Here is a 25870-nt window from a genome sequence, read left to right as displayed (position 1 = left end):
GGTGATGGCCCGACTGCCGTTTCGCTGGACGGGGCAATCGGGAAGAGCGGGTACGCATGAGCGCAATACGGATTTCTCCGGTGGGGCTTCCACGCGCGTACAACCCTGACGGGGGGACGCGTGTCCTACAGGCGTGGCAGAGGCACTGCTCGAACTGGCCGTCCTACCGGCACGCACGGGGATCCTCCCGCCGCGCCGTGAATTCGACGCGCCCGGCGGCGGTCTCCCCGTGATCGTTCCCGTCCCGCCGGCGGGGACCTCCGAGGCTCCCGCCCGGGCCGACGCACCACCCACGGGCGGCCTCGTGCCCACGCAGCGCGACAGCTCCGAGGCGGACGGGACCGGCACGGCCGCGACGGCCGAGGCCCTGGCGCAGCCCGCCGTGGCCGACGCGGCCGTGACCGAGCCGGCCGTGACCGACGCGGCGGCCGACGTGGTGGCCGGCACCACCGTCGACCACCTCACGGCCACCTACCAGGCGCACTACCGCTCCCTCCTCGGCCTTGCCGCGCTCCTCCTCGACGACACCGCCTCCTGCGAAGACGTGGTGCAGGAGGCGTTCATCCGGGTGCACTCGGCCCGCAACCGGGTCCGCGACCGCGAGAAGACCCTGGCGTACCTGCGCCAGACCGTCGTGAACCTCTCGCGTTCCGCGCTGCGCCGGCGCATCCTCGGGCTCAAGCTGCTCTCGAAGCCCATGCCGGACATGGCGAGCGCCGAAGAGGGCGCCTACGACCAGCTCGAACGCGACGACCTGATCAAGGCGATGCGGGGGCTGCAGCGCCGCCAGCGCGAGGTGCTGGTGCTGCGCTATTTCGCGGACATGACGGAATCCCAGGTCGCCGAGACCCTCGGGATATCGCTCGGCTCGGTCAAGGCGTACGGATCGCGGGGCATTGCCGCGCTGCGGGTGGCGATGGAGGCTGCGCAGTCATGATGGACGACAACACGGCGCCGGGCGGCGCGAGCGGCGAAGAGGAGCTGCGCATCCTCCTGCGCGGCGCCGTCGAGGGCCTCCAGCCCTCGGAGGACGCCCTGGAGCGGCTGCGCCACGCCGTCCCCGCCCGCCGGGCCCGCAGACGCCGGGCCGTCGTCGGCGCGGCCGCGGCCGCGCTGCTCGCCGGGACCGCGATCCCGACCGCCCTGCACCTCAGCGGCGACGGCGGCACCTCCACGGACCGCCAGGCCATGGCCGGCCATGAGGCACACTCCGGCGAGGAGCGGCGAGGCGCGTCCGACCCGCACCAGAACGGCTACGGCTCCTACCCGAAGGCCGGCGGCTCCCGCGGCGGCTCCCCCGACGCGGGCGGTGCCACCGGGCAGCCGGACCCCTCCCAGGGCGGCGCCCCGTCCGAGGGCACGACGTCCGGCCCGTCGGGCACCGGCACCTCGGGCGGACCGGCCGGCACCGCGGCCGGCTCGACGGCGGGCGCGCTGCCGCCCGTCGCCGCGCCGGGCGTGCCCGGCTGCGGAGCGGAGCAGCTCGGAGTCGTGGGCTACGTACGCAACCCGGAGGCCGACGGCCGGGTGGCGGGCGGCTTCCGGGTCACCAACGTCTCGTCCCAGGGCTGCGCGGTCACCGGGCGGGACAACGTGACCGCCGCCTCCACGCCCGTCGCGACACTCGGCCCGGGCGCCGGGGTCGCCGTGGTCGGCCACACGGCGGGCGGACCGGGCAGCGGGCTGCTGCCCGACCCGTCGGCGGAGGCGCCGGTGGTCGTGCTCCCGCCGAACAAGTCCTACGAGGTCCGCTTCGCGTGGGTGCCGCCGGGCGAGCCCTGTACGGCCGGAGGCTCGACCGGGGGCGGCACGCCGCCGCAGACCGGCCCGGGAGGCGCGTCGGGCACCCTGGGCAGCGGTGCGGCGTCGGAGTCCCAGACGGCCGCGCCCCAGGCACCGAGCGTGGTAGAGGTGTCCCACACCCCGCAGACCGGCGGTGCGGCGACGACGCGGACGTCGATCCCCGACGCCTGCGGAGGCACGGTCTACCGGACGGGTGCGATCCCGGTCGACGACTGATCCTCCGGGGCGGCAGCGGCAGAGGCCGCGGCAGCGGCAGAGTCGGCGGCAGCGGCAGAGCCGGCAGCGGCGGGGGAGGACGGGTCGAGCAGGCCCGCCTCCGCGTCGCGCAGCGTCTCCACCTCGCGGCGGTAGAGCCGGAACCACATGAAGAGCACGAAGGCGACGAAGACGAACCACTCGCCGGTGTAGCCGAGGTTCTGGAAGGCCTTCAGGTCGAGGCCGGTGTTCGTCGGAGCCTGCGCGGGCACCGGGAGCATCCCGTCCACCGGGGCCTGCACGGTCAGCCACGCGTCGTACAGGTCGTGCGGGACGAGGTTGACCAGCGTGGCCGCCGCGATCACGCCGAGCTGCCCGGACGGCAGACCGCCCTGGGCGTGGACGCCCTTCGTGCCCGCGTTCTCCGAGGCCTGGAGGGCCCCCGTCACCTCGACCCGGCCCGTCGGCGCCGCCGGCGCCTTCGCGGGGTCCGCCACACCCGGCAGCCAGCCCCGGACCACCGGGACGGCCTTGCCGGAATCGGTCTTCAGCAGCGTCAGGACGTAGAAACCGGACGCGCCGTCCAGCCGCCGCTCGGGCACCAGCATCTGCTCGCCGTACTCACCGGACGCGGAAGCCAGCCGCCCGGACGTCTGCGTGTCGACCGGGAGCAGCGACTCCAGGGGGGCGGCCACCTGGTCGGCGGGCCGTTCGGCGTTCGCCTCCCGGTGGCTGTCGACGCGCGCCTCGAACCGGCCGAGCTGCCAGGACCCCATGAACAGGCAGAAGGGGACCGCGAGCGCGACGAAGACGTTGATCCCCCACCAGCGCGGGGTCAGGAGAAACCGGTGCACCCCACCACGGTACGGGGGGTGCACCGGCCACCGGGCCTCAGGGTCGGGCGGGCAGGTGCTTCAGCGCGAACTCAAGCTCCATCCGGACCTGCTTGATCCGCTCCTCCACGACCAGGGAACCGTGCCCAGCGTCGTACCGGTACACCTCGTGCACCGCCCCGCGCGCCGCGAGCCGGTCCACGTAGTTGTCGATCTGCCGGATCGGGCAGCGCGGATCGTTGACGCCGGCCGCGATGTACACGGGGGCCGTCACCCGGTCCACGTACGTCAGCGGCGAGGACGCCTCGAACCGGTCCGGGACCTCCTCCGGCGCCCCGCCGAAGAGCGTGCGGTCCAGCGCCTTCAACGCTTCCATCTCGTCGTGGTAGGCCGTCACGTAGTCCGCGACCGGTACGGCGGCCAGGCCCACGGCCCACGCCCCGGGCTGCGTGCCCAGGCCCAGCAGCGTCAGGTATCCGCCCCAGGAGCCGCCCGAGAGGACCAGGCGCGCCGGGTCCGCGAGGCCGCTGGAGACCGCCCACGCGCGGACCGCCTCGATGTCCTCCAGTTCGATCAGCCCGACCCGGTGCTTGAGGGCGTCCGTCCACGCGCGGCCGTAGCCCGTCGACCCCCGGTAGTTGACCCGGACCACCGCGAAGCCGTGGTCCAGCCAGGCCGCCGGGGCGGCGGCGAAGGCGTCGCTGTCGTGCCAGGCCGGCCCGCCGTGGATCTCGAAGACGGTCGGGAAGGGGCCGTCGCCGCTGCCCGTCGGACGCTGCACCAGCGCGTGGATCCGGCCGCCCGGACCCTCCACCCAGGCGTCCTCCACCGGCACCGAGCCGGGCGGCCGGAAGCCCGGCGGGTCCAGGACGACGCCGCCCGCGGTGGACCGTACCGCCGAGGGCTCGGCGGCCGATGACCACAGGTACTCCACCGTCCCGTCGGGCCGCGCCGTGGCGGCCGTCACCGACCCCGGCGGCGTGTCCACCCGTACGAGCTCCCCGGCGGCCAGGTCGTAGCGCCACAGCTCGCTGCGCGCCTCGAAACTGTGCGCGATCAGCAGGGCGGAGCCGTCCGGGTACCACTCGGCGCTGACGTCGCCCGGCAGGTCGATCGCGAGCTCCTGCTCGGCGCCCGTGGCCACGTCCCACACCAGCGGCTCCCAGCGGCCGCGCCGCTGGTGGCCGATGAGCAGCCGGGTGTCACCGGCCACGGGGGCGAAGCCGAGCACTTCCAGGCCGAGCTCCCGCGTCCCGCCCCGGGAGTCGTCCAGCTCGGCGACGGTGGCCCCGTCGAGGGTGAGGACGCGCAGGGCGGAGTGCATGGCGTCGCCGTGCTCGGTGTGCTCGACGGCCACGAGCGTCCCGTCGTGCGACAGGTCGCCGACCCCGGCGGACTCCCGGTGCCGGTAGATCACCGTGGGCGCGGACCCGTCCGGGCGGACCACGTGGACGGTCGAGCCGTCCTCGTCGGTGCAGCGCCCGACGACCGTGGTGCCGTCGCGCCCGATGGCCAGACCCGCCGGGTACGAGGGCTCCAGGCCGGGGGTGGCCGGCTCGTCCGGGCCGCCCGCGAAGGGCTGGCGCACCCACGTGCCGAACTCGTCGCCGTCGGTGTCGGAGAACCACCAGATCCACTCGCCGTCGGGGGAGAGGGCGCCGTCCGTCGTGCCGTTGGGGCGGTCGGTCGCCTGCCGCTGCACACCCGTGGCCCGGTCCCAGGCGTAGAGCTCGAAGGTGCCGGTCGCGTTGGAGACGAAGAGCGAACGGTGTGGGGCGTCCTCCGCCCAGTCGGGCAGCCCGACGCGCGGCGCCCGGAACCGCTTCTCCCAGTCGGGCGTCTCGGGGGTGATCTCGCTGTCGCTGGTCATGCGCCCATTGTTGCCGCAGCGCCCGCCGGGATGCCGACTGCTCCGAACGGGCGCACAGTGGACCCGTACTCCAAGGAGGAACGATCATGGCCAAGAAGGCTCGCACCGGCCACCACGCCCACCAGGACTCCGAGCGCGCGCTGGCGAAGAACACGGCGGCCGAGGCCCGTGCGAAGGCCGCGTTCAGGGACGCGCACTCCACGGCGGCGAAGACGCGCGGCATGCAGCAGAAGGCCCAGGCCAAGCGCGGCTGAGCGCCGCGCCGAGCGGGGTTGGGCGCTGCGCCGAGGGCGGCTGGGCGCCGCGCCGAGCGGGGTTGGGCGCTGCCGTCCGTACGCCGCCGTCCGTACGCTGGCGCCATGCGGATGATCGTCCGGGGTGCCCGGCTGCTCCACACACCAGGCCTGTCCGACGTAGAGGTCGGGGAGGACGGCCGCATCGCGCGGGTGGTCCCTCACGACGACCAGAAGGAACCGCCGGCCACCGGCGTCCTCATCGAGGCGCACGGCGCCCTGCTCAGCCCGCCCTTCGTCGAACCGCACATCCACCTCGACACGGCGCTGACCGCCGGCGAGCCGCGGCCCAACACCTCCGGCACCCTGTGGGAGGGCATCGCCTGCTGGAGCGAGCGCAAGCGCACCCTCACCCGCGAGGACGTCGTCGCACGGGCCACCGAGGTGCTGCGCTGGCAGGCGGCCCACGGCGTGCTGCACGTCCGGACCCACTGCGACGTCACCGACCCGTCCCTCACCGCGCTCGACGCGCTGCTGGAGGTCCGCGACCGGGTGCGGGACGTGATGACCCTGCAGATCGTCGCCTTCCCCCAGGAGGGCATCGCCTCCTTCCCCGACGGCGAGGCACTGCTGCGCGAGGCCGTCGCGCGCGGGGCGGACGTCGTCGGGGCGATCCCGCACTTCGAGGACACCCGAGAGGACGGCGTCGCCTCCCTGCACACCGCCTTCGCCGTGGCCGAGGAGCACGGGCTGCGCGTGGACGCCCACTGCGACGAGATCGACGACGAGCAGTCCCGCTTCGTGGAGGTACTGGCCTCCCTCGCGCTGCGCTCGGGCCTGCGCGAACGCGCCACCGCCTCCCACACCACGGCCATGGGCTCCTACAACGGCGCCTACAGCTTCAAACTCCAGCGACTGCTGTCCCGTTCGGGGATCAACCTGGTCGCCAACCCCTTCGCCAACCTCAACCTCCAGGGGCGCTTCGACGCCTACCCCAAGCGGCGCGGGCTGACCCAGGTCCGGGAGATGCTGGGGGCCGGGGTCAACGTGGCCTTCGGGCACGACGACGTGATGGACCCGTGGAACGCCCTCGGCACCGCCAACCCGCTCCAGACCGCCCTCGTCGGCCTGTACGCCGCCCAGCTCACCGGCGCCGACGACATCCCGCTCGCCTTCTCGATGGTGACGGACCGTGCGGCCCGCGTCCTCGGCCTCGACGCCGGCGAGTACGGCGTCACCGAGGGCGCCCCCGCCTCCTTCGTGCTCCTGCCCGCGCCCTCGCCCGAGGAGGCGATCCGCCGGCAGGTGCGCCCCCGGTACGTGGTCTCACGCGGCTCCGTCCTCGCCGAGACCCCGCCCGCCCCGACGCGGCTCAACTGGCCTGGGGAGCCCCCGTCGGACGTCGACTTCACCCGCCGCCTACGCTGACGTGCCATGACGTGGACATGTGACACCCCTTCAGCCCGGGCCGCCCTGGAGATCGCGACGGAGTACGCGGACACGGCGCTGCTGAACCACTCCGTACGCTCCTACGCCTTCGGGGCACGCTACGCCGCCGACCACGGCCTGGAGTACGACCAGGAGCTCTTCTACGTCGCGGCCCTCCTGCACGACCTCGGCCTGACCGCGCCGTTCGACAGCCACACCCTGCCCTTCGAGGAGGCGGGCGGCCACGTGGCGCGCGTCCTGACCGCGGGCCTGGGCTGGCCGGCGGACCGGCGCGCCCGCGCCGATGAGATCATCGTCCTGCACATGCGGGACGACGTGGACGCGGCCGAGGACGTGGAGAGCCACCTCCTCCAGGTGGGCACGAGCGCCGACGTCTCCGGCCTGCGCGTCGCCGAGTTCGACCCCTCCTTCACGGCCCGCCTGCTCGACGCCCACCCGCGGGCCGGCTTCGGTCCCCTCTTCACCGCCCTCGTCGAGGACCAGGCCAGGCGCAAGCCCGACTGCGCGGCCGCGGCCTACGTCGCGGGCGGCGCGGCCGGCCGGATCTCGGCCAACCCCCTGGACGCCTGACGGGCCGCGGCCGCTTGCGGCGCCGGGCGCAGGTCGCGCGGATCCGCCACCGCTTCGGATAGCGTGCCCGCATGTCGTGGGACGAGGACGGAACACCGCACCCGCTCGCACAGCGCCGCACCGGCCGCAGCGAACTGGAGCCGGACCGGCTGCCCGAGCTGCGGGAGCTGGAGGTGCTCGGCTGGGAGCCGGCCCCCGAGGACCTGCGCTGGACCTTCCTCCCGTACGTGTGGCCGCCGGGTTCCCGCACCTGGATCCCCGACCGCTCCACCCACTGGGCGGTGGACACCGCACTCGACGGGCACGGCCACATCACCGGTGTGGAGTGCGCCCCGCTGCCCGAGCGGGACCTGCGCGACCTCGACCGGGAGGCCGACGAAGCCCTCGCCGCCCTCGGCGTCCCGCCCCGGCCCCGGGGCCGCATCTGGCTGCTCCGCCCGGTCGGCCCCTTCACCTCCGTCGCGGCGGTCCTCGACCACCTCGACGCCGCCCTGGCCGCGGCGAACCCCTCCCCGGCAGACCTCCCGGACCTGGTCCGTACGGAGCTGGCCGCGCTCCACGGGAGCTCGTAGAAGCTGTTGGCTACCCTGGACATGTGGGGGCAGCGGCGGGAGGCGGCCTCATGCGACGGCGGCATCACTTCCACATCGACCACGCCGGGCACTCGGTCAGTGCCACGGTCCAGACCGGCCCCGACCCGCTCGTCGAGGTCCTCGTCGACGGCAAGGAGACGGGCCACGCGACGACGCACCACGACCACCCCGTGACCGTGAGCGTCGAGCTCCCGACGGACCCGCCGACGAAGGTCTCCGTCCGCGCCACCCCCGGCCCGGGCGTCCCCCGCTGCGTCTTCGAGGCCCCGGCCATCGAGCCCCACATCATGTCGCCCCGCCCCTACTGACGAGCGCCGCAAACGCAGGAAGGGCCTGATCCGCTTCCACGGATCAGGCCCTTGACCTGGTCTTACTCTGTCGGGGTGGCGGGATTTGAACCCACGACCTCTTCGTCCCGAACGAAGCGCGCTGCCAAGCTGCGCTACACCCCGATCGTCGCCCTGAAGTGTTGCTGTCCTGGCGACATCGATTACTTTAGCGGACCTCTCGCCGGAGACGAAATCCGGTTTTCGCGGGGCGGGCGCGCGGTGGCTACTCCTTCGGGGTCAGCGTCAGGAGCGTCGCCTCGGGCGGGCACGCGAAGCGGACCGGGGTGAAGCGGTTGGTGCCGCAGCCGGCCGAGACGTGCAGGTAGGAGCGGTGGCCCGCCGCCTCGTGCGTGGACAGGCCCTTCACCCGCTTCGTGTCCAGGTCGCAGTTGGTGACCAGCGCGCCGTAGAAGGGGATGCACAGCTGCCCGCCGTGGGTGTGGCCCGCCAGGATCAGCGGGTACCGGTCGGCGGTGAAGGACTCCAGGACGCGCAGGTACGGTGCGTGCACCACGGCCAGCGAGAAGTCGGCGTCCGCTTCCGGGCCGCCGGCGACGCTCTCGTAGCGGTCCCGCTTGATGTGCGGGTCGTCGAGCCCGGTGAAGGCCAGCTCAAGGCCTTCCAGCTTCATCCGGGCCCGGGTGTTGGTGAGGTTCAGCCAGCCCGCCGCGTCGAAGGCGTCCCGCATCTCCTCCCACGGGTTGTGCACGGCGCCGACGACCGGCTTGTTCCCGTTCAGGCCGTGCCGGCCCTGGACCTTCTCGACCAGGTAGCGCCCGGGGTTGCGCAGCCGCGGCCCGTAGTAGTCGTTCGACCCGAAGACGTACACGCCGGGGAACGACATGAGCGGGCCCAGCGCGTCGAGGACCTCGGGGACGCCCTCGGTGTCGGAGAGGTTGTCACCGGTGTTGACGACGAAGTCGGGGCGCAGGCCGGCCAGCGACTGCAGCCAGGCGCGCTTCTTGCGCTGCCCGCCCACCATGTGGATGTCCGAGACCTGGAGTACGCGCAGCGGGCGCATCCCCCGGGGCAGCACCGGCACCGAGACCCGGCGCAGTCGGAAGGACCGCGCCTCGAAACCGGCGGCATAGGCCACACCCGCGGCCCCCACCGCAGCGATTCCGGCAGCCGCTTTCAGGGGTACTCCGTAACGCGCACGCATGGACCCATCGTCGCAGACCCGAAAACAGGTGGGCACCATCGTCCCCGTACCTGGCACACTCACCTGCATGACCACGCTCAAGGCCAAGCTCCAGGAAGACCTCACGACCGCCATCAGGGCGCGCGACGAGCTGCACTCGTCCACGCTCCGCCTGACCCTCGCCGCCATCACCAAGGAGGAGGTCGCGGGCAAGGAGGCCCGTGTGCTCTCCGACGAGGAAGTCCTCAAGGTGATCGCCAAGGAGGCGAAGAAGCGCCGCGAGGCCGCGGACGCCTTCGCCCAGGGCGGTCGTCCCGAGCAGGCCGCGCGCGAGACCGCCGAGGGCGAGTTCCTGGACACCTACCTGCCCAAGCAGCTCACCGACGAGGAGCTGGCGGGGATCGTGGCGGAGGCCGTGGAGGAGGCCCGGTCGGCGGGTGCCGAGGGTCCGCGGGCCATGGGCGCCGTCATGAAGATCGTGACCCCGAAGGTCGCCGGGCTGGCGGAGGGCGGGCGTGTCGCCGCCGCCGTGAAGAAGGCGCTCTCGTAGGACGCGGACAGTCGGTCGCGGACCGTCATGAGGGAGGGGCCCCAGCCGGATGTGGCTGGGGCCCCTCCCTCATGCTGTCGCCGCGTGGGTCCGTTACGGGTTACGGGCCCTGGCCGTCGCGGCCGCCGATCACGGTGCCCGGGTCGATCGTGATGCCGGGGAACGGGGTGTCCGGTCCGCCGGTACCGCCGCCCGTGGCGCCGCCGCCCGGGCCGCCTGTCTGACCCGCGGTCTCGCCGCCCGGCCGTCCGCCGGGCTTGCCGTCGCCGGGCTTCCCGGGCCGGTTCGGGTTGGTGGACGGCTTGTTGCCGCGGGAGCCGCCGGAGGGGACGCTCGGTTCGGCGATGTGGACCGTGGCGAAGCGCAGGGCCTCGCGGCCGGACAGCGCCCCGGTGACCGCGTCCTTCCAGATGGGGCCGGGCAGGCCACCGCCGAAGACCTTGGCGTAGGACCTGCCGCCGATCTCGATGTTCTCCATCGTGATCTTCTTCGCGCCGCCCGAGCCGACCCACACCGCGCCGGAGATGTTCGGGGTGTAGCCCACGAACCAGGCGTTGTACCGGGAGTCCGTCGTACCGGTCTTGCCCGCGCTGTCGCGGTCGGTCAGGCCGGCCCGCTCACCGGTGCCGGAGTCGACCACACCGCTCAGCAGGGTGTTGATGGTGTCGGCGGTGTTCTGCGACATCGCCCGCTCGCACCTGCTCTTGGGCACGGCGAGCGCCTTGCCGTGCGCGTCGGTGATCGACTCGATGGCGACCGGGGTGCAGTAGACGCCGCGGTTGGCGAAGGCCGCGTACGCGTTGGCCATCGTCAGCGGGGACATCTCCTCCGAGCCGAGCGCGATGGCGGGGCCGTCGGCCAGCTTGGCGCCGCTCGCCGGGACCACGCCGAGCTTCTGCGCCATCTCAGACACCGGGCACAGCCCGATCTCGCCGATCATCTCGACGAAGTAGGTGTTGATGGACTTCTCCATCGCCGTGCGCAGCGCGTAGGGGCCGATCTCGTCCTCGGTCTCGTTCTCCGCTTCCTCCTTGCGGGTGTTGACGTACTGTGAGCCGTCGCAGCGGGGGATCGGGCTCGGGTAGTCCATCTTGTTCGGGGCGGCGTAGACCTTCGTCGGCGGCATGCCCCGCTCCAGGGCGGCGGCGGCGATGAACGGCTTGAAGGTGGAGCCGACCTGGAAGCCGAAGTTCGATCCGCCCATCCGCTTGTCCACGGAGTAGTTGATCGTGGTCTCGTTCTTCTCGAAGCCGTACGGCTTGGACTGGCCCATCGCCAGCACTCGTCCGGTGCCCGGCTGGACCATGGTCACAGCCGTCGCGATGGAGTCCTCCTTGTAGACGTGGTCCTTGATCGACTCGTTGGCCGCGTCCTGCGACTGCGGGTCCAGGGTGGTGCGTACGGTCAGGCCGCCCTTGTTCCAGACCTTCGCCCGCTCCTCGCGCGTCTTGCCGAAGACCGGGTCGGTCAGGAAGGTGTTGCGCACGTAGTCGCAGAAGAAGCCCGCGCCCTTGACCGCGGTGATGCAGCCGTTCTTGGGTCTGGTGACCTTCAGCGTGACCGGCTTGGCCTTCGCCGCGTCGGCCTCCGCCTGGGAGACGTCCTTGGTGTCGGCCATCCGCTGGAGGACGATGTTGCGGCGCTTGGTCGCCTCCTGGTTGTCGTTCACCGGGTCGTAGCGGCTCGGCGACTGCACGACGCCCGCCAGCAGCGCGGACTCCTCCAGCGTGAGGTCCTTGGCGGGTTTGCTGAAGTAGCGCTGGGCCGCCGACTCGATGCCGTAGGCCTGCTGGCCGAAGTACGTGATGTTGAGGTAGTTCTCCAGGATCTTCTTCTTCCCGAGCTCCTCCTCGACCTGGATCGAGTACTTCAGCTCGCGGATCTTGCGTCCGAGGCTCTTCTGCTGGGCCTCGCGGACCTTGGTCTCGTCGTCGCCGGCCTCTTCGACGAACACGTTCTTCACGTACTGCTGGGTGAGCGTGGACGCGCCCTGCGCCGCGCCGCCCTCCTGCGCGTTGCGGTTGACCGCGCGCAGGATGCCCTTGAGGTCGACCGCGCCGTGCTCGTAGAAACGCGAGTCCTCGATCGCGACGATCGCCTTCTGCATGTACGGGGAGATCGCCGTGAGCGGGACCACCTGCCGGTCGCGTGAATAGACGGTGGCGATCAAGCCACCCTCGGAGTCCAGAATCGTGGTCCGCTGGCTCAGCGGCGGCGTCTTGAGATTGGCCGGGATCTCGTCGAATCCCTCGACGGTGCCCTTGGCGGCCAGTCCCAGGGCGCCTGCAGCCGGAATCGCCATGCCCGCCAGCACGACGCCGGAGAGAACGGACACCCCGAGGAACTTGGCGGCCTGCTGGCTCCCGGTGAGCCCGCCGCCCGAGCGCTTCTTTCCCATGGGGGGCAGCCTACGTTCTGATTCGCCGGACACGCGCGAATGCCTTGGCCTAAGCTGTCCCCAACTGTCACAGCAGTCCGGTGCTACATCAACCCCTCGGCTTGATTTTCACCCTTCCCGAATGGGGTGGACTGATGTCCGAATCTCGCCGCCCCTGTGAACTCGATCCGCCGATTGCACCCGAATTGTCGGAATGGTCGGGCATGTCGCTGGATCACTCCGTCGGGTGATCTGCCGCTTACCCATAGTCCGTTCGGACCATTCAAGATTGGGCCCGTCGGGGGTGTTGCACTGTGCCCGCCTTCCGTAACGTCCTCAACTGGCAGCGGTGAATATGCCGCTACCGCCGTGGGGGAGCCTCGATTCGGGAGAGGACGGCGCCGGGATGGGCTGGGTTACCGACTGGAGTGCGCAGGCAGCCTGCCGCACTACCGATCCGGATGAACTGTTCGTTCAAGGAGCGGCACAGAACAGGGCCAAGGCGGTGTGCACCGGATGTCCGGTGCGGACCGAATGCCTGGCCGACGCCCTCGACAATCGCGTCGAGTTCGGCGTGTGGGGCGGAATGACCGAGCGGGAACGACGTGCGCTGCTGCGCCGACGTCCCACCGTCACCTCGTGGCGACGGCTGCTCGAAACCGCCCGTACGGAGTACGAGCGCAGCACGGGCATCCTCACCATGGATGCGGACGCGGAGATGGACGTGGCGTACGAGACGTACGCGGCAGCCGGGTAGAGCACGCGGCCGTCACCCGTACGACGCCTACGCTCCGGCCGGCACCCCGGCCGCGAGTCGTTCTCCGATGGCCCGCAGCCCGGCGAGGTCGTGCACATCGCCGGGCAGGGCGGCCACTTCGGCCACCGCCACTTCGGGGTGAAGCGAGGTGAAGCGATCACGCGTGCGCTGCTCACGCGCGATCACCTGCATCCGTTCGGCGTGCAGGCGCAGCAGTCCTGCCGTGATCCGGTCGACGGCCGTGGTGTCGTCATCGGCGCCGGGGGGTTCGGCGGCCGTGTCACGAAGTCCAGCTTTCCCGGACTCCTGATCCACAATGCCGCCTTCTTCAAGATTCTCTGCGGCGGCCAACGCCCGTTCGGCGGACAGCTGGTCGGCACCGCTGCCGTGCACCCGGTTCAGCACCAGGCCGGCCAGCGGCATGCGCTCCGCGGCCAGCCGCTCCACGAAGTACGCCGCCTCGCGCAGCGCGTCCGGTTCGGGCGCGGCGACCACGAGGAAGGCGGTACCGGGCGCCTGGAGCAGCCTGAAGGTCGCGTCGGCGCGCGTGCGGAAACCGCCGAACATCGTGTCCATCGCCGCCACGAAGGTCTGCACGTCCTTCAGCAGCGACGCGCCCATCAGCTTGCTGAGGGTGCCGGTCATCATCGACATGCCGACGTTCAGGAACTTCATCCCGGCTCGGCCGCCGACCTTCGCCGGAGCCATCAGCACCCGGATGAACTTCCCGTCCAGGAAGGACCCGAGGCGCTTCGGCGCGTCCAGGAAGTCCAGCGCCGACCGGCTCGGCGGGGTGTCCACGATGATCAGGTCCCAGTCGTCCTGGGCCCGCAACTGCCCCAGCTTCTCCATCGCCATGTACTCCTGCGTGCCCGCGAAGCCGGCCGACAGCGACTGGTAGAAGGGGTTCGCGAGGATGGCCCGGGCGCGCTCGGCGTCCGCGTGCGCTTCGACGATCTCGTCGAAGGTGCGCTTCATGTCCAGCATCATGGCGTGCAGTTCGCCGCCGCCGTCCCCGCCCTCGCCGCCGCCCCCGCCTGGGGGCCCGCCGGCGGTCGCGACCTTGCGCGGGGTGTTGTCCAGCGAGTCGATGCCCATCGACTGCGCGAGCCGCCGCGCCGGGTCGATGGTCAGCACGACCGCCTTCCGCCCGCGCGCCGCCGCCCGTACGCCCAGGGCCGCGGCCGTGGTGGTCTTGCCGACGCCGCCCGCACCGCAGCACACGATGATGCGGGTCTCCCGGTCGTCCAGCAGGTGGTCGACCGCCAGCCGCGGCGGCGTGTCCAGACCCACGGTGCCCACTCCCTCGCGTCCCTCGTGTCCCTTGTGTCCCTCGTGCGTCTGGCTCATTCGGCCACCGACTGCTTCCGGAGATCCTTGGCCAGCTCGTACAGCCCCGCCAGGTCCATACCCGCCCCGAGCAGGGGCAGTTCGTACGTCGGCATGTCCAGGCCCGCCAGTACGGCGCGCTGCGCGCGCTCCAGCTCCACCCGGCCGGCGTGCTCGGCGGCCTGCGCGAGCAGCGGCTCGACCAGCCGCTCGGCCAGTCCGCCGCGGCGCGCGCCGCCCAGGCCGGCCCGGGACAGCGCCTTCGCGACCCCGGCCCGGTGCTCCTCGGCCGCGGTGCGCAGGGTGTCCTCGTCGAGATGGTGGGGGCGGACCATGTTGACGACGACGCGGCCGACCGGCAGCCCCGCCTCGCGCAGTTCCGCGATGCCGTCCGCGGTCTCCTGGACGGGCATCTCCTCCAGGAGGGTGACCAGGTGCACCGCTGTCTCGGGGGACTTGAGCACCTTCATGACGGCCTGCGCCTGGTTGTGGATCGGGCCGAACCGGGCCAGGCCCGCCACCTCGTCGTTGACGTTCAGGAACCGGGTGATGCGCCCGGTCGGCGGCGCGTCCATGATCACGTGGTCGTAGACGTACCGGCCGGCCTTGTCCTTGCGGCGCACCGCCTCGCACGCCTTGCCGGTCAGCAGGACGTCGCGCAGCCCGGGGGCGATCGTCGTCGCGAAGTCGATGGCGCCGAGCTTCTTGAGCGCGCGTCCGGCCGAGCCGAGCTTGTAGAACATCTGGAGGTAGTCCAGCAGCGCCCGTTCGGCGTCGATGGCGAGCGCGAACACCTCGCCTCCGCCGGGTGCCACCGCGATCTTCCGCTCCTCGTAGGGGAGCGCCTCGGCGCCGAAGAGCTGCGCGAGCCCCTGCCTGCCCTCGACCTCCACGAGAAGAGTCCGTCTGCCCTCGCGCGCGAGGGCAAGCGCGAGTGCCGCGGCGACCGTGGTCTTGCCGGTGCCGCCCTTGCCGCTGACCACCTGGAGCCTGCTCACATCGCCCGAGCCTAACCACTCGGCTCCCGGGGCGCGCATGACCCCCGCATCTCAGGCACTACCCTCGCTCCCATGACCAAGAAGTTCGAATACGCGACGGTCCCCCTGCTGGTCCACGCCACCAAGCAGATCCTGGACACCTGGGGCGAGGACGGCTGGGAGCTCGTCCAGGTCGTGCCCGGCCCGAACAACCCCGAGCAGCTCGTGGCCTACCTCAAGCGGGAGAAGGCATGAGCGGTGTCGTCGACGCGAAGCTGGCCGAGCTCGGCCTGACCCTGCCCGAGGTCGTCCCGCCGCTGGCCACGTACCAGCCGGCCGTGCGGTCGGGTGCCTACGTCTACACCGCGGGCCAGCTCCCGATGGTCAAGGGCAGCATGCCGGTCACCGGCAAGGTCGGTGCCGAGGTCTCGCCGGAGCAGGCCAAGGAACTGGCCGCCACCTGCGCGCTGAACGCCCTGGCCGCAGTCAAGTCGGTCGTGGGCGACCTCGACACGATCGCGCGCGTCGTGAAGGTCGTCGGCTTCGTCGCCTCGGCCCCCGACTTCACGGGCCAGCCGGGCGTGCTGAACGGCGCGAGCGAGCTCCTGGGCGCCGTCCTCGGTGACAAGGGCGTCCACGCCCGCAGCGCGGTCGGCGTGGCGGTCCTGCCGCTCGACGCGCCCGTCGAGGTCGAGATCCAGGTCGAGCTGGTCCCCGGGGCCTGACTCCCGCGGGGGAGCGGTACGGACGCGGGCGCTGCCCCCACCGGGGCTGCGCCGCCCGCCGTCCCGTCCTGCTCCCCTTGCGGCAGCCCCGGCTCCCCGGGGCCGCTTCGGCGCGCTTCCGGCCCCGTGCGGGGCCGTACGGACACGCCCGCCGCGCGCCGGGCGCCGGGTGAGCCCTCGAACATCGGGCCGGATGGCCGTAGCATCCGGCCATGCCGAATGGTCAGCAGCAGCACCCCGCCGGGGGCCAGTGGTACCCGCCCGAATGGCCCGACCGCATCCGCGCGCTCGCGGACGGCTCGCTCACCCCGGTGCAACCGCGGCTCGCCGCCACCGTGATGCTCCTGCGCGACACCCCGGGCGGCGGACCCGTCGTCCACATGCTGCGCAGGCGGGCCTCCATGGCCTTCGCCGGCGGCGCGTACGCCTACCCGGGCGGCGGCGTCGACCCGCGCGACGAGGAGCACCACGTCGGCTGGGCGGGGCCCTCCCAGGCTGACTGGGCCGCCCGGCTCGGGACCGATCCGCGCACCGCCCAGGCCATCGTGTGCGGCGCCGTACGGGAGACCTTCGAGGAGGCGGGCGTCCTGCTCGCCGGCCCCGCCCCGGACACGGTCGTCGGCGACACCACCGGCGACGACTGGGAGGCCGACCGGCAGGCCCTCGTGGCGCGGGAGCTGTCCTTCGCGGACTTCCTCGACCGCCGCGGCCTGTGGCTGCGCTCCGACCTGCTCGGGGCGTGGGCGCGCTGGATCACCCCCGAGTTCGAGCCGCGCCGTTACGACACCTGGTTCTTCGTCGCCGCCCTCCCCGAGGGCCAGCGCACCCGCAACGCCTCCACCGAGGCCGACCGGACCGTCTGGATCCGCCCGGCCGACGCGGCCGACGGCTACGACAAGGGCGAGCTGCTGATGATGCCGCCCACCATCTCCACCCTGCGCTCCCTGGAGCCGTACGGGAGCGCCGCGGACGCGCTGGCCGCGGCCGCCGCCCAGGACCTCGCCCCGGTGCTGGCCCAGGCCGCGCTGGAGGGCGGGGAGGTGGTGCTCAGCTGGCCGGGCCACGACGAGTTCACCAAGCGCGTGGGCCTCGACCGCCCCGGAGGCCCCGCATGAGCGACGCCGCCGCCCTGCCGGGACAGCCCCGCGGATTCGTCGCCTCCGGGCCGGCGACCGCCCGCGCGGTGAACGTCCTGGCCCCCAACGCCTCCGCCATGACCCTGGACGGCACCAACACCTGGCTGGTGTCCGAGCCCGGCTCGGACCTCGCCGTCGTCATCGACCCGGGCCCGCTGGACGAGGCCCACCTGCGGGCGGTCATCGCCACCGCCGAGGAGGCGGGCAAGCGGGTCGCGCTCACCCTGCTCACCCACGGCCACCCCGACCACGCGGAGGGCGCCGGCCGCTTCGCCGAGCTCACCGGCAGCAAGGTCCGCGCGCTGGACCCGGCCCTGCGCCTCGGCGACGAGGGCCTGGCCGCCGGTGACGTGATCCGGACCGGCGGCCTGGAGCTGCGGGTGGTCCCGACGCCGGGGCACACCAGCGACTCGCTCTGCTTCCACCTGCCTGCCGACCGGGCGGTGCTGACGGGCGACACCATCCTCGGCCGCGGCACCACCGTGGTCGCGCACCCCGACGGCCGCCTCGGCGACTACCTGGACTCCCTGCGCCGCCTGCGCTCGCTCACCGTGGACGACGGGGTGCACACCGTCCTGCCGGGGCACGGGCCGGTCCTGGAGGACGCCCAGGGCGCCGTCGAGTACTACCTCGCCCACCGGGCGCACCGGCTGGCGCAGGTCGAGACGGCCGTCGAGAACGGCTTCACCACCCCCGAGGCGGTCGTCGCCCAGGTGTACGCGGACGTGGACCGCTCCCTGTGGCCCGCGGCGCAGTGGTCCGTACAGGCCCAGCTTGAGTACCTTCAAGATCACGGACTGATCCCTGGAGGGCCCGAATGAACACTGTGTTCTTGCTCGTCATGCTCATAGGCATCGCGGGGTGGATCACCTCGACGCTGTCGCTGCGCGTGAAGAGCCTCCAGACGCAGGCGGACCGGGCGGAGCGCCGGCTGGCGCTGCTGCTGGACCACCTGGGCATCGAGGAGCCGGAGCCGGCGGGCATGGACGAGGTGCGGGCGCTGGTCCGGGAGGACCGGACGATCGCGGCGATCAAGGCCTACCGCAGCACCACCGGCGCGGGTCTGGCGGAGGCCAAGTCGGCCGTCGAGGCGCTCGCCGTCACCGAGAAGCAGGGCTAGACGGGGCGGTCAGGCGGTAGCGCGGCAGGTGCTCGGCCAGGTCGGCGCCGAGCAGCGGGGTGCACCGGCAGGCGAGGAACCAGCCCAGGTCGAATCGTTCCTCCTCGCTCAACACGGCGTCCTTGCCGTGGAGCAGGAGGCGGACCCCGCCGATCTGCTCGAAGTCCTCGTCGATGCCGCGCGACAGGACCTCGGCCGTGTCGCGGTCGTCGTCCGACGGCGCGTGCTGCAGGACGAGCAGCAGGCCGAGGCCGGAGCGCCCCGGCCGGGCCGTCCCGCGCGGCACGGAGCCGTACAGGTACGCGCTGTGCAGCCGGCGCCCGTACGCCTCGGCCGTGCGCTCGCGCGCGGCGGCCACGACCTCGCGGAAGTCGCCCTGCACCTGTCCGAGTGAGCCCTCCCGCTCGACGTACCCGTAGGCGTCCAGACCGCTGCGCTCCATGCTTCCACTGTGCACGGGCCGGCCCGGTCGGCGTACGAGGAGGCACAGGGCTCGGGGACGCGGCCCCGCGGCTCGGCCCGGCGACGTGCTGCGACGTGATGTGGCGGGCTGTGGCGGGCACGCAGAAGGGCCCTGCCCGGTGCGGACAGGACCCTTGTGACGGGATGCCGGAGAGGTCAGCGGGAGCGCTTCGCGAGGCGCTCCACGTCCAGCAGGATCACGGCGCGGGCCTCCAGGCGCAGCCAGCCGCGGCCCGCGAAGTCGGCCAGGGCCTTGTTCACGGTTTCGCGGGAGGCGCCGACGAGCTGTGCGAGCTCTTCCTGCGTGAGGTCGTGCACCACGTGGATGCCCTCCTCCGACTGCACGCCGAAGCGGCGCGACAGGTCCAGGAGCGCCCGGGCCACGCGGCCGGGAACGTCGGAGAACACCAGGTCGGACATCTGGTCGTTGGTCTTGCGCAGGCGCCGGGCGACGGCGCGCAGCAGCGCGGTCGCGACCTCGGGCCGTGCGTTGAGCCAGGGCTGGAGGTCGCCGTGGCCGAGGCCGAGCAGCTTGACCTCGGTCAGCGCGGTGGCGGTGGCGGTGCGCGGGCCCGGGTCGAAGAGCGACAGCTCGCCGATCAGCTCGCCGGGGCCGAGGACGGCCAGCATGTTCTCGCGGCCGTCCGGGGAGGTGCGGTGCAGCTTCACCTTGCCGTCGGTCACGACATACAGCCGGTCGCCGGGGTCGCCCTCGTGGAACAGGGCGTCGCCGCGTGCGAGGGTCACCTCGCCCATGGAGGCGCGGAGCTCCGCGGCCTGCTCGTCATCGAGCGCCGCGAAGAGCGGGGCGCGCCGCAGAACGTCGTCCACGAGTCTCTCTCCTATGTCGACCTGCTCAGGGGACCGCTCCCCATTTTGCCGGACGGCTCAAACAGTGCGATCAATCACAAGGATGCCGGACGGACGGGCGTGCTGTGCGGCGGGAGGCCAATCGGGGTGGTGTTACCTGAGGTCCGGGCGGGTGTCAGCGCCCGGCCTTAGGCTGGCCGGGTGTCCAATAAGCCGGTGAGAGCACAGGCCAAGGGGTCCGCAGGAGTGACGGACGCCCAAAATTCAGCCGTGGGCGAACAAACACCCGCGAAGGCGCCCCCGAAGGCCGTGACGGCCCCTCAGGGCAAAGTTTCGGCCAAGAAACCGAAGCCGGCCAAGCCGGAATCCCGGCTGGCCATGGTGCGCCGGGCGCGCCGCATCAACCGTGAGCTGGCCGAGACCTACCCGTACGCCCATCCGGAGCTCGACTTCCGCAATCCCTTCGAGCTCCTCGTGGCGACGGTGCTGTCCGCGCAGACCACCGACCTGCGGGTGAACCAGACGACCCCGGCCCTCTTCGCGGCCTATCCGACCCCCGAGGACATGGCCGCGGCCGTCCCGGAGGAGCTGGAGGAGCTCATTCGCCCGACCGGGTTCTTCCGGATGAAGGCGCGGTCGCTGCTGGGCCTGTCGCAGGCGCTGCGGGACGAGCACGGCGGGAAGGTACCGGGCCGGCTGGAGGACCTGGTCAAGCTGCCGGGTGTAGGCCGCAAGACCGCCAACGTGGTCCTAGGCAACGCGTTCGGCGTTCCCGGGATCACCGTGGACACCCACTTCGGCCGGCTGGTGCGCCGCTGGAAGTGGACCGAGCAGGAGGATCCGGAGAAGGTCGAGGCGGAGATCTGCGCGATCTTCCCGAAGAGCGAGTGGACGATGCTCTCGCACCGGGTCGTCTTCCACGGCCGCCGTATCTGCCACGCCCGCAGGCCCGCCTGCGGGGCCTGCCCGATCGCGCCGCTCTGCCCGGCGTACGGGGAGGGCGAGACGGACCCGGAGAAGGCGGTGAAGCTGCTCAAGTACGAGAAGGGCGGCCGGCCGGGCCAGCGGCTGAGCCCGCCCCCCGACTACCCGGGCCTGCCGGCGCCGCCGCTCGGCACGGGCGCCGCGCCGGAGGCGCAGGAGCCGTAGCGGGAATCCGGGGCGGGAGCCCCAGGAACGATTCGGTACCCGGACCGCGTTTGCGGTGTGGGAGACGCTGTTGACAGTAGAACGCGGACAGAGGTGCCTATGACGCGCGGTACACGGGACGAGGCCGGGGTCACTGCGGGAGTGCGCGAGGGGGGCGGACCGGCCGTCACCACCGCCGGGCTGCCCGACTGGCTCGATCCCGTCGTCAAGGCCGCCCGGACCGTGGAGCCTCGGCAGCTGAGCCGGTTCCTGCCGCCCGAGGACGGACGGGGGCGGCAGTCCGCCGTCCTGATCCTCTTCGGCGAGGGGGCCCGGGGCCCGGAGCTGCTGCTGATGGAGCGCGCCGGCACCCTCCGCTCACACGCGGGCCAGCCCTCCTTCCCGGGCGGTGCCCTGGACCCGCAGGACGGGGATCCGCAGACCACCGGCCCGCTTCGGGCCGCGCTGCGCGAGGCCGAGGAGGAAACCGGCCTCGACCCCTCCGGCGTCCAGCTCTTCGGGGTGCTGCCCCGGCTCTACATCCCGGTCAGCGAGTTCGTCGTGACGCCGGTCCTGGGCTGGTGGCACACCCCGACCCCCGTCGGCGCCGTGGACCCGGCCGAGACGGCCCGGGTGTTCACGGTCCCCGTGTCCGATCTCACGGACCCCGAGCACCGGGTCACGACCGTCCACCCGCGGGGCCACCTGGGGCCCGGTTTCGCCGTCGAATCGGCCCTCGTCTGGGGTTTCACGGCCGGCGTGATCGACCGGATCCTGCACTTCGCCGGCTGGGAACGTCCGTGGGACCGATCACGCCAGGTCCCGCTCGACTGGCACGCGTGAGACGGTGGCCCACGTGAACGTGCTGGACATCCTGTTGCTGCTCGCCGCCGTATGGTTCGCGATCGTCGGTTACCGCCAGGGCTTCGTCGTCGGCATCCTGTCGGTGATCGGCTTCCTGGGCGGTGGCCTCGTCGCCGTGTCCCTGCTCCCACTGGTCTGGGACCGGATGACCGACGACGGCACCAAGGTGTCCACGACGGTCGTCGTCATCACCGTGGTCGCGATCATCGTCTGCGCCTCGATCGGCCAGGCCCTGACCACCCACCTCGGGAGCAGACTCCGGCGCCAGATCACCTGGTCGCCGGCGCGGGCGCTCGACGCCACCGGCGGCGCGCTGGTCAACGTCGTCGCGATGCTGCTCGTGGCCTGGATGATCGGACTCCTGCTCGCCCAGACCTCGCTGCCCTCGGTGGCCAAGGAGGTCCGCAACTCCAAGGTGCTCCTCGGGGTGTCGCAGGTCCTTCCCCGCCAAGCCGAGGGCTGGTTCTCGGAGTTCTCCTCCACCCTGGAGCGCAACGGCTTCCCGCAGGTGTTCAGCCCGTTCTCCAACGAGCCCATCACCGAGGTGAGGGCACCCGACCCGGCGCTCGCCACCAGCCCCGTCGCCGACGTGGCCAAGCGCTCGATCGTGAAGGTCGTCGGTACGGCGCCCAGCTGCAGCAAGGTGCTGGAGGGCACGGGCTTCGTCTTCGCGCCCGGCAAGGTCATGACCAACGCGCACGTCGTCGGCGGCGTCGGCGAGCCGACCGTGCAGATCGGCGGCGAGGGCAAGCTGTACGACGGCAAGGTCGTGCTCTACGACTGGGAGCGCGACATCGCCGTCCTGGACGTGCCCAAGCTGAAGGCGCCGCCGCTGGAGTTCACCGAGAAGGACGCGGCGAGCGGCAGTGACGCGATCGTCGCCGGCTTCCCGGAGAACGGCGCGTACGACGTCCGCTCGGCCCGCGTCCGCGGCCGGATCAACGCCAACGGGCCGGACATCTACCACCGCGGCACGGTCCGACGGGACGTCTACTCGCTGTTCGCGACGGTCCGCCAGGGCAACTCCGGCGGTCCGCTGCTGACGCCCGACGGCAAGGTGTACGGGGTGGTGTTCGCAAAGTCCCTCGACGACCCGAACACCGGCTACGCGCTGACCGTGGACGAGATCCGCGACGACATCGAGATCGGCCGGACCGCCCAGCGCCGGGTCGAGAGCCAGGGCTGCGCCCTCTGACGCGGCGCCCCCTGGGGGGGTGCCGTCAAGGTGGCGTCGGCCGCCCGTGAGGGCGGGGGTGCCGGGCCCCGCCACCCAGACGGGACTTTGACGACACCCCCTAGGTCCGTGGATGCCGCAGGCGTGCGGAGACCCATCGGGCCCGGCGGCGCAGGATGCGGGGGATGCCCAGGTGTGGGTCGTGGCCGTGCCGGCCGGCCCTCTCGTGCGTGCCCGGCGTAGCGGCCGGGCGGCGTTCGTGCGCGGTGTCACCGTAGTCGTGCGTCCAGCTCATACTCCGTGCTGTGCCCGGGCCCCAAGGTCCGTAACCCCTCCCGGGGCGGCCAATTGGCCTATGCGCCGGGCATTTGAAAGCTCGTAAGACGAACCGGCACGCGAACTGCCCCTCGCGGGAGGGGATGTCAGCGGTCCGGCTCGGGGTCCTTCAGCCAGTTCACCAGCTCGGTCGAGAAGGCGACGGGGTCCTCCTCGTGCGGGAAGTGCCCGAGCCCGTCGAACAGCCGCCACCGGTACGGCGCTTCGACGTACTCGCCGGATCCGGCGGCGCTGCGGGTGCGCATCACCGGGTCGAGCGAACCGTGCAGGTGCAGCGTGGGCACCCGTACCGGCCGCTTCATGCGCCGGTTGAACTGGAGCCCGTCGGGCCGCGCCATCGACCGCATCATCCAGCGGTACGGCTCGATCGAGCAGTGCGCCGTGGAGGGGATGCACATGGCCCGGCGGTAGACGGCGAGGTCCTCCTCCTCCGGCGGCCGCGGTCCCGACCAGTCGCGGATCAGGTCGCCCACGAGGGCCCCGCCGTCCGCGACGAGCTGCCGCTCGGGCACGAACGGCCGCTGGAAGCCCCAGATGTGCGAACTCGCCCGGGTCTGACCGAAGTCCGACAGCATCGCCGACCGCCACCGCCGGGGGTGCGGCATCGAGGAGACGACGAGGCGGCGCACCAGCTTGGGCCGCATCACTGCCGCCGTCCACGCGAGGTACCCGCCCAGGTCGTGCCCGACGAGCGCGGCGTCCGGCTCGCCGAGGGACCGTACGACCCCGGTGATGTCGAGCGCCAGGTTGGCGGGGTCGTAGCCGCGCGGGGTGCGGTCGCTGCCGCCCACCCCGCGCAGGTCCATGGCGACGGCCCGGTACCCGGCGTCGGCGAGCGCGGTCAGCTGGTGCCGCCAGGTCCACCAGAACTGCGGGAAGCCGTGCAGCAGCAGCACCAGCGGTCCGTCACCGACCTCGGCGACGTGGAAGCGCGCGCCGTTGGCGGCCACGTCCCGGTGTGTCACCGCTCGCCCGCCGGGGAGGTCGAGCCGCACCGCCGTGGCTGCGGTGGGCGGAATGCTGGGGTCCGGCGTGGGCGCTGTCATGAGGACGAGCGTGCCACACCCACAGCCTTGTCACTCACCGGCCGCGGGTGCGGCTTGACGGTCCCGACCAGCGCGGCGGTCTGCTTGACCGAGGCGATGGACTTCTCCGGCGGCTTGACCTTCTTGAACTTCCGTACGGAGATCAGCGCGAGGATGCCCGCGATCAGCAGGAACGCGCCGCCGACGATCAGGAAGGACCAGGCGAGGCCGAGCCCGAGGTTGTGGATGCCGTAGGCCGCGGCAAAGGTCAGCACCGGGAGGGAGAAGACCGCGAACACGCCCGCGGCGGCGATGGAGGCGGAGCCGGCGCCCACGCGCTTGGCGTCCTCGCGGAGTTCCGCCTTGGCCAGGGCGATCTCGTCGTGAACCAGGGCGGACATCTCGGCGGTGGCCGAGGCGACCAGTTGGCCGAGTGTGCGCTCGGCTCCCTGCGCCTCTTGGTCCACTGCGCTCATCGCTCTCTCCCTCTGTCGTCTGCTGCCGGGCGGCTGTCCCCGCGGCCGTCGCCCGGCCGGCGTGCGGCTGTCGCGCGTCGGTCCTGCGTCTTCACTCAGATCATGCCGGACGGTCGGCCTCGGTGGTGGACCCGGATGCGGTTCCCTGCGCGGCGGCGGCCGCCTTCTGCGCCTTGCGGCGGTGTTCCGCTGCCCGCTCCTCGTAGATCCTCGCCATCCGCAGGTGGTACTCGGGCCGGTCCTCCTCGTAGATGTCCGGGATGCCGTCGTGGTCCTCGTCGCGCTCCTCGGCCTCGGTGAGCTCCCGGTAGCGGCGGTTGCGGAGCTTGAGCAGGACGCACGCGAGCGTCGCGGCGATGAGGGAGCCGATCAGGACGGCGGCCTTGACCTCGGAGGTGAGGGTGTCGTCGCCCTCGAAGGCGAGTTCGCCGATGAGGAGGGAGACGGTGAAGCCGATGCCGGCGAGCGTGGCCACCGCGAACACGTCGGGCCAGGCCAGGTCCTCGTTCAGCTCGGCCCTGGTGAAGCGGGCGGCGAGCCAGGTCCCGCCGAAGATGCCGACGGCCTTGCCGACGACGAGGCCGAGGACCACGCCGAGGGTCTCGGGGCGGGTGAAGACCTGGGCGATGGCCTCGTCGGAGAGGGAGACACCGGCGGAGAGGAGCGCGAAGAGCGGTACGGCGAGACCCGCCGAGAGGGGCCGGACGAGGTGCTCGATGTGCTCGCCGGGGGAGGTCCGCTCGCCTTCCGCCCGGGTGCACCGCAGCATCAGGCCCATGGCGACGCCGGCGATGGTGGCGTGGATGCCGCTGTTGTACATCAGGCCCCAGACGACGAGGGCGAGCGGGACGTAGACGTACCAGCCGCGGACACCGCGGTGCAGCAGGAACCAGAAGAGGGCCAGCCCCACGAGCGCGCCGCCCAGGGCCAGGAAGTCGATGTCGCCGGTGAAGAACACCGCGATGATCAGGATGGCGAAGAGGTCGTCGACGACGGCGAGGGTCAGCAGGAAGGCGCGCAGGGCCGAGGGCAGGGAGGTGCCGATGACGGCGAGGACGGCCAGCGCGAAGGCGATGTCGGTGGCCGTGGGGACGGCCCAGCCGTCCATCGATCCGTTGCCCGTGAGGTTGACCAGCGCGTAGACGAGCGCGGGCGCGGCCATGCCGCACAGGGCGGCGATCACCGGGAGTGCGGCGGCCTTGGGGTCGCGCAGGTCGCCCGCGACGAGCTCGCGCTTGAGCTCGATGCCGGCGACGAAGAAGAAGACGGCGAGGAGCCCGTCGGCCGCCCAGTGCTGCAGTGAGAGGTCCAGGCCGAGGGAGGCGGGGCCGATGTGGAAGGAGCGCACGGCGGCGTAGCTGTCGGAGACGGCGGGGATGTTCGCCCACAGCAGGGCGGCGATCGCGGCCACGAGCAGCAGGACGCCGCCGACCGTCTCGGCGCGCAGGGCATCGGCGATGTAGCGGCTCTCGGGCAGTGAGAGGCGGCCGAGCAGCGTGCGGCTCTTGCGGGCGGTGGGGTCGGGCGCGGCCACGAGGGGCACCTCCGGGGCTGTTGGACGGCATGGCGGAACGCGTTGCCGACCAGACTTCCCGGCGCACCCTGGGT

The 25870-nt window shown here is 72.5% G+C and carries 28 protein-coding genes and 1 tRNA gene; 17 read left to right on the top strand and 12 right to left on the bottom strand.

Annotated elements, in window-relative coordinates; translation table 11 throughout:
* Positions 1-133: 133 nt before the first annotated feature.
* On the top strand, positions 134-937 hold the full coding sequence (locus BSL84_RS36540; RefSeq protein WP_075970648.1) for a SigE family RNA polymerase sigma factor: 804 nt from the start codon (positions 134-136) through the stop codon (positions 935-937).
* Complete coding sequence (locus tag BSL84_RS36125) at positions 934-2019, top strand: hypothetical protein (protein ID WP_075970647.1); 1086 nt, start codon at positions 934-936, stop codon at positions 2017-2019. Before BSL84_RS36540 ends, BSL84_RS36125 begins: the two co-directional genes overlap by 4 nt.
* Here the strand turns inward: BSL84_RS36125 and BSL84_RS16705 are convergent.
* The gene (locus BSL84_RS16705; protein ID WP_045320860.1) at positions 1986-2852 is read right to left on the bottom strand and encodes an SURF1 family protein; all 867 of its coding nucleotides are present in this window, start codon (positions 2850-2852) and stop codon (positions 1986-1988) included. The genes BSL84_RS36125 and BSL84_RS16705 overlap by 34 nt on opposite strands.
* Before the next feature lie 37 nt (positions 2853-2889).
* A complete protein-coding gene (locus tag BSL84_RS16700; protein ID WP_075970646.1) occupies positions 2890-4701 on the bottom strand; it encodes a S9 family peptidase in 1812 nt (603 codons plus the stop codon).
* A gap of 86 nt (positions 4702-4787) precedes the next feature.
* Here BSL84_RS16700 and BSL84_RS36120 point away from each other — a divergent pair, with 86 nt between their 5' ends.
* From BSL84_RS36120 to BSL84_RS16680, 5 genes are all read left to right on the top strand, one after another.
* Positions 4788-4955: a hypothetical protein gene (locus tag BSL84_RS36120; protein ID WP_158879751.1), complete on the top strand. Its 168-nt coding sequence runs from the start codon at positions 4788-4790 to the stop codon at positions 4953-4955.
* A 105-nt stretch (positions 4956-5060) separates the two neighbouring features.
* The gene (codA, locus tag BSL84_RS16695; protein WP_234363472.1) at positions 5061-6362 is read left to right on the top strand and encodes a cytosine deaminase; all 1302 of its coding nucleotides are present in this window, start codon (positions 5061-5063) and stop codon (positions 6360-6362) included.
* Between the two features lie 6 nt (positions 6363-6368).
* On the top strand, positions 6369-6953 hold the full coding sequence (locus tag BSL84_RS16690; RefSeq protein WP_075970644.1) for an HD domain-containing protein: 585 nt from the start codon (positions 6369-6371) through the stop codon (positions 6951-6953).
* Between the two features lie 71 nt (positions 6954-7024).
* A complete protein-coding gene (locus BSL84_RS16685; RefSeq protein WP_045320857.1) occupies positions 7025-7525 on the top strand; it encodes a DUF5956 family protein in 501 nt (166 codons plus the stop codon).
* 50 nt (positions 7526-7575) lie between these two features.
* The gene (locus BSL84_RS16680; RefSeq protein WP_030027214.1) at positions 7576-7854 is read left to right on the top strand and encodes a hypothetical protein; all 279 of its coding nucleotides are present in this window, start codon (positions 7576-7578) and stop codon (positions 7852-7854) included.
* A 70-nt stretch (positions 7855-7924) separates the two neighbouring features.
* Here BSL84_RS16680 and BSL84_RS16675 read toward each other — a convergent pair.
* Positions 7925-7998 (bottom strand) — tRNA-Pro (locus BSL84_RS16675).
* A gap of 100 nt (positions 7999-8098) precedes the next feature.
* A complete protein-coding gene (locus tag BSL84_RS16670) occupies positions 8099-9037 on the bottom strand; it encodes a metallophosphoesterase (RefSeq protein ID WP_030027217.1) in 939 nt (312 codons plus the stop codon).
* 67 nt (positions 9038-9104) lie between these two features.
* Here BSL84_RS16670 and BSL84_RS16665 point away from each other — a divergent pair, with 67 nt between their 5' ends.
* Positions 9105-9566 (top strand): GatB/YqeY domain-containing protein, encoded by a 462-nt coding sequence (locus tag BSL84_RS16665; protein ID WP_030027218.1) that lies wholly within the window; start codon positions 9105-9107, stop codon positions 9564-9566.
* A gap of 100 nt (positions 9567-9666) precedes the next feature.
* On the opposite strand, the gene BSL84_RS16660 is transcribed toward BSL84_RS16665, so the two are convergent.
* On the bottom strand, positions 9667-11964 hold the full coding sequence (locus tag BSL84_RS16660) for a transglycosylase domain-containing protein (RefSeq protein WP_045320856.1): 2298 nt from the start codon (positions 11962-11964) through the stop codon (positions 9667-9669).
* A 385-nt stretch (positions 11965-12349) separates the two neighbouring features.
* Between BSL84_RS16660 and BSL84_RS16650 the strand changes: the two genes are divergently transcribed.
* Positions 12350-12700 carry a WhiB family transcriptional regulator gene (locus tag BSL84_RS16650; protein WP_030027220.1) on the top strand — a complete coding sequence of 117 codons (351 nt, stop codon included), beginning with the start codon at positions 12350-12352 and terminating at the stop codon, positions 12698-12700.
* Between the two features lie 27 nt (positions 12701-12727).
* Here the strand turns inward: BSL84_RS16650 and BSL84_RS16645 are convergent, their stop codons facing one another.
* Complete coding sequence (locus BSL84_RS16645; RefSeq protein WP_075970643.1) at positions 12728-14050, bottom strand: ArsA family ATPase; 1323 nt, start codon at positions 14048-14050, stop codon at positions 12728-12730.
* Positions 14047-15027: an ArsA family ATPase gene (locus tag BSL84_RS16640; protein ID WP_075970642.1), complete on the bottom strand. Its 981-nt coding sequence runs from the start codon at positions 15025-15027 to the stop codon at positions 14047-14049. The genes BSL84_RS16645 and BSL84_RS16640 overlap by 4 nt, the downstream gene beginning before the upstream one ends.
* Before the next feature lie 72 nt (positions 15028-15099).
* Between BSL84_RS16640 and BSL84_RS35505 the strand changes: the two genes are divergently transcribed.
* From BSL84_RS35505 to BSL84_RS16615, 5 genes are all read left to right on the top strand, one after another.
* A complete protein-coding gene (locus BSL84_RS35505; protein WP_007264966.1) occupies positions 15100-15261 on the top strand; it encodes a DUF4177 domain-containing protein in 162 nt (53 codons plus the stop codon).
* A complete protein-coding gene (locus tag BSL84_RS16630) occupies positions 15258-15731 on the top strand; it encodes a RidA family protein (RefSeq protein WP_030033188.1) in 474 nt (157 codons plus the stop codon). The genes BSL84_RS35505 and BSL84_RS16630 overlap by 4 nt, the downstream gene beginning before the upstream one ends.
* Before the next feature lie 212 nt (positions 15732-15943).
* Positions 15944-16846, top strand: coding sequence for an NUDIX hydrolase (locus tag BSL84_RS16625; RefSeq protein ID WP_045320852.1), 903 nt, complete (start codon positions 15944-15946; stop codon positions 16844-16846).
* A complete protein-coding gene (locus BSL84_RS16620; protein WP_030027159.1) occupies positions 16843-17688 on the top strand; it encodes an MBL fold metallo-hydrolase in 846 nt (281 codons plus the stop codon). Before BSL84_RS16625 ends, BSL84_RS16620 begins: the two co-directional genes overlap by 4 nt.
* Positions 17685-17987, top strand: coding sequence for a hypothetical protein (locus BSL84_RS16615; RefSeq protein WP_199838729.1), 303 nt, complete (start codon positions 17685-17687; stop codon positions 17985-17987). Before BSL84_RS16620 ends, BSL84_RS16615 begins: the two co-directional genes overlap by 4 nt.
* Here the strand turns inward: BSL84_RS16615 and BSL84_RS16610 are convergent.
* Positions 17968-18429, bottom strand: coding sequence for a hypothetical protein (locus BSL84_RS16610; RefSeq protein ID WP_324609995.1), 462 nt, complete (start codon positions 18427-18429; stop codon positions 17968-17970). The genes BSL84_RS16615 and BSL84_RS16610 overlap by 20 nt on opposite strands.
* 176 nt (positions 18430-18605) lie before the next feature.
* Complete coding sequence (locus tag BSL84_RS16605; protein ID WP_030027155.1) at positions 18606-19280, bottom strand: Crp/Fnr family transcriptional regulator; 675 nt, start codon at positions 19278-19280, stop codon at positions 18606-18608.
* A 288-nt stretch (positions 19281-19568) separates the two neighbouring features.
* Between BSL84_RS16605 and nth the strand changes: the two genes are divergently transcribed.
* From nth to BSL84_RS16590, 3 genes are all read left to right on the top strand, one after another.
* Positions 19569-20408 carry an endonuclease III gene (gene nth, locus BSL84_RS16600; protein ID WP_420711105.1) on the top strand — a complete coding sequence of 280 codons (840 nt, stop codon included), beginning with the start codon at positions 19569-19571 and terminating at the stop codon, positions 20406-20408.
* A 99-nt stretch (positions 20409-20507) separates the two neighbouring features.
* Positions 20508-21230 (top strand): NUDIX hydrolase, encoded by a 723-nt coding sequence (locus BSL84_RS16595; protein ID WP_079273216.1) that lies wholly within the window; start codon positions 20508-20510, stop codon positions 21228-21230.
* A gap of 13 nt (positions 21231-21243) precedes the next feature.
* Positions 21244-22446, top strand: coding sequence for a MarP family serine protease (locus BSL84_RS16590; RefSeq protein WP_030027152.1), 1203 nt, complete (start codon positions 21244-21246; stop codon positions 22444-22446).
* A 401-nt stretch (positions 22447-22847) separates the two neighbouring features.
* On the opposite strand, the gene BSL84_RS16585 is transcribed toward BSL84_RS16590, so the two are convergent.
* The 3 genes from BSL84_RS16585 to nhaA all read right to left on the bottom strand — a co-directional run bounded on the left by BSL84_RS16585 (position 22848) and on the right by nhaA (position 25796).
* The gene (locus BSL84_RS16585) at positions 22848-23807 is read right to left on the bottom strand and encodes an alpha/beta fold hydrolase (RefSeq protein WP_045320832.1); all 960 of its coding nucleotides are present in this window, start codon (positions 23805-23807) and stop codon (positions 22848-22850) included.
* Positions 23804-24262, bottom strand: a complete 459-nt coding sequence (locus tag BSL84_RS16580; protein ID WP_030027148.1) for a phage holin family protein — start codon at positions 24260-24262, stop codon at positions 23804-23806. The genes BSL84_RS16585 and BSL84_RS16580 overlap by 4 nt, the downstream gene beginning before the upstream one ends.
* 100 nt (positions 24263-24362) lie before the next feature.
* Positions 24363-25796: a Na+/H+ antiporter NhaA gene (gene nhaA, locus BSL84_RS16575; protein ID WP_045320831.1), complete on the bottom strand. Its 1434-nt coding sequence runs from the start codon at positions 25794-25796 to the stop codon at positions 24363-24365.
* Positions 25797-25870 lie beyond the last annotated feature (74 nt).

The organism is Streptomyces sp. TN58 (assembly GCF_001941845.1).
In the GTDB taxonomy this organism is placed as follows: domain Bacteria; phylum Actinomycetota; class Actinomycetes; order Streptomycetales; family Streptomycetaceae; genus Streptomyces.
Note: the sequence above shows the minus strand (reverse complement) of the source record. Positions and strands in the feature narration are given on the sequence as shown.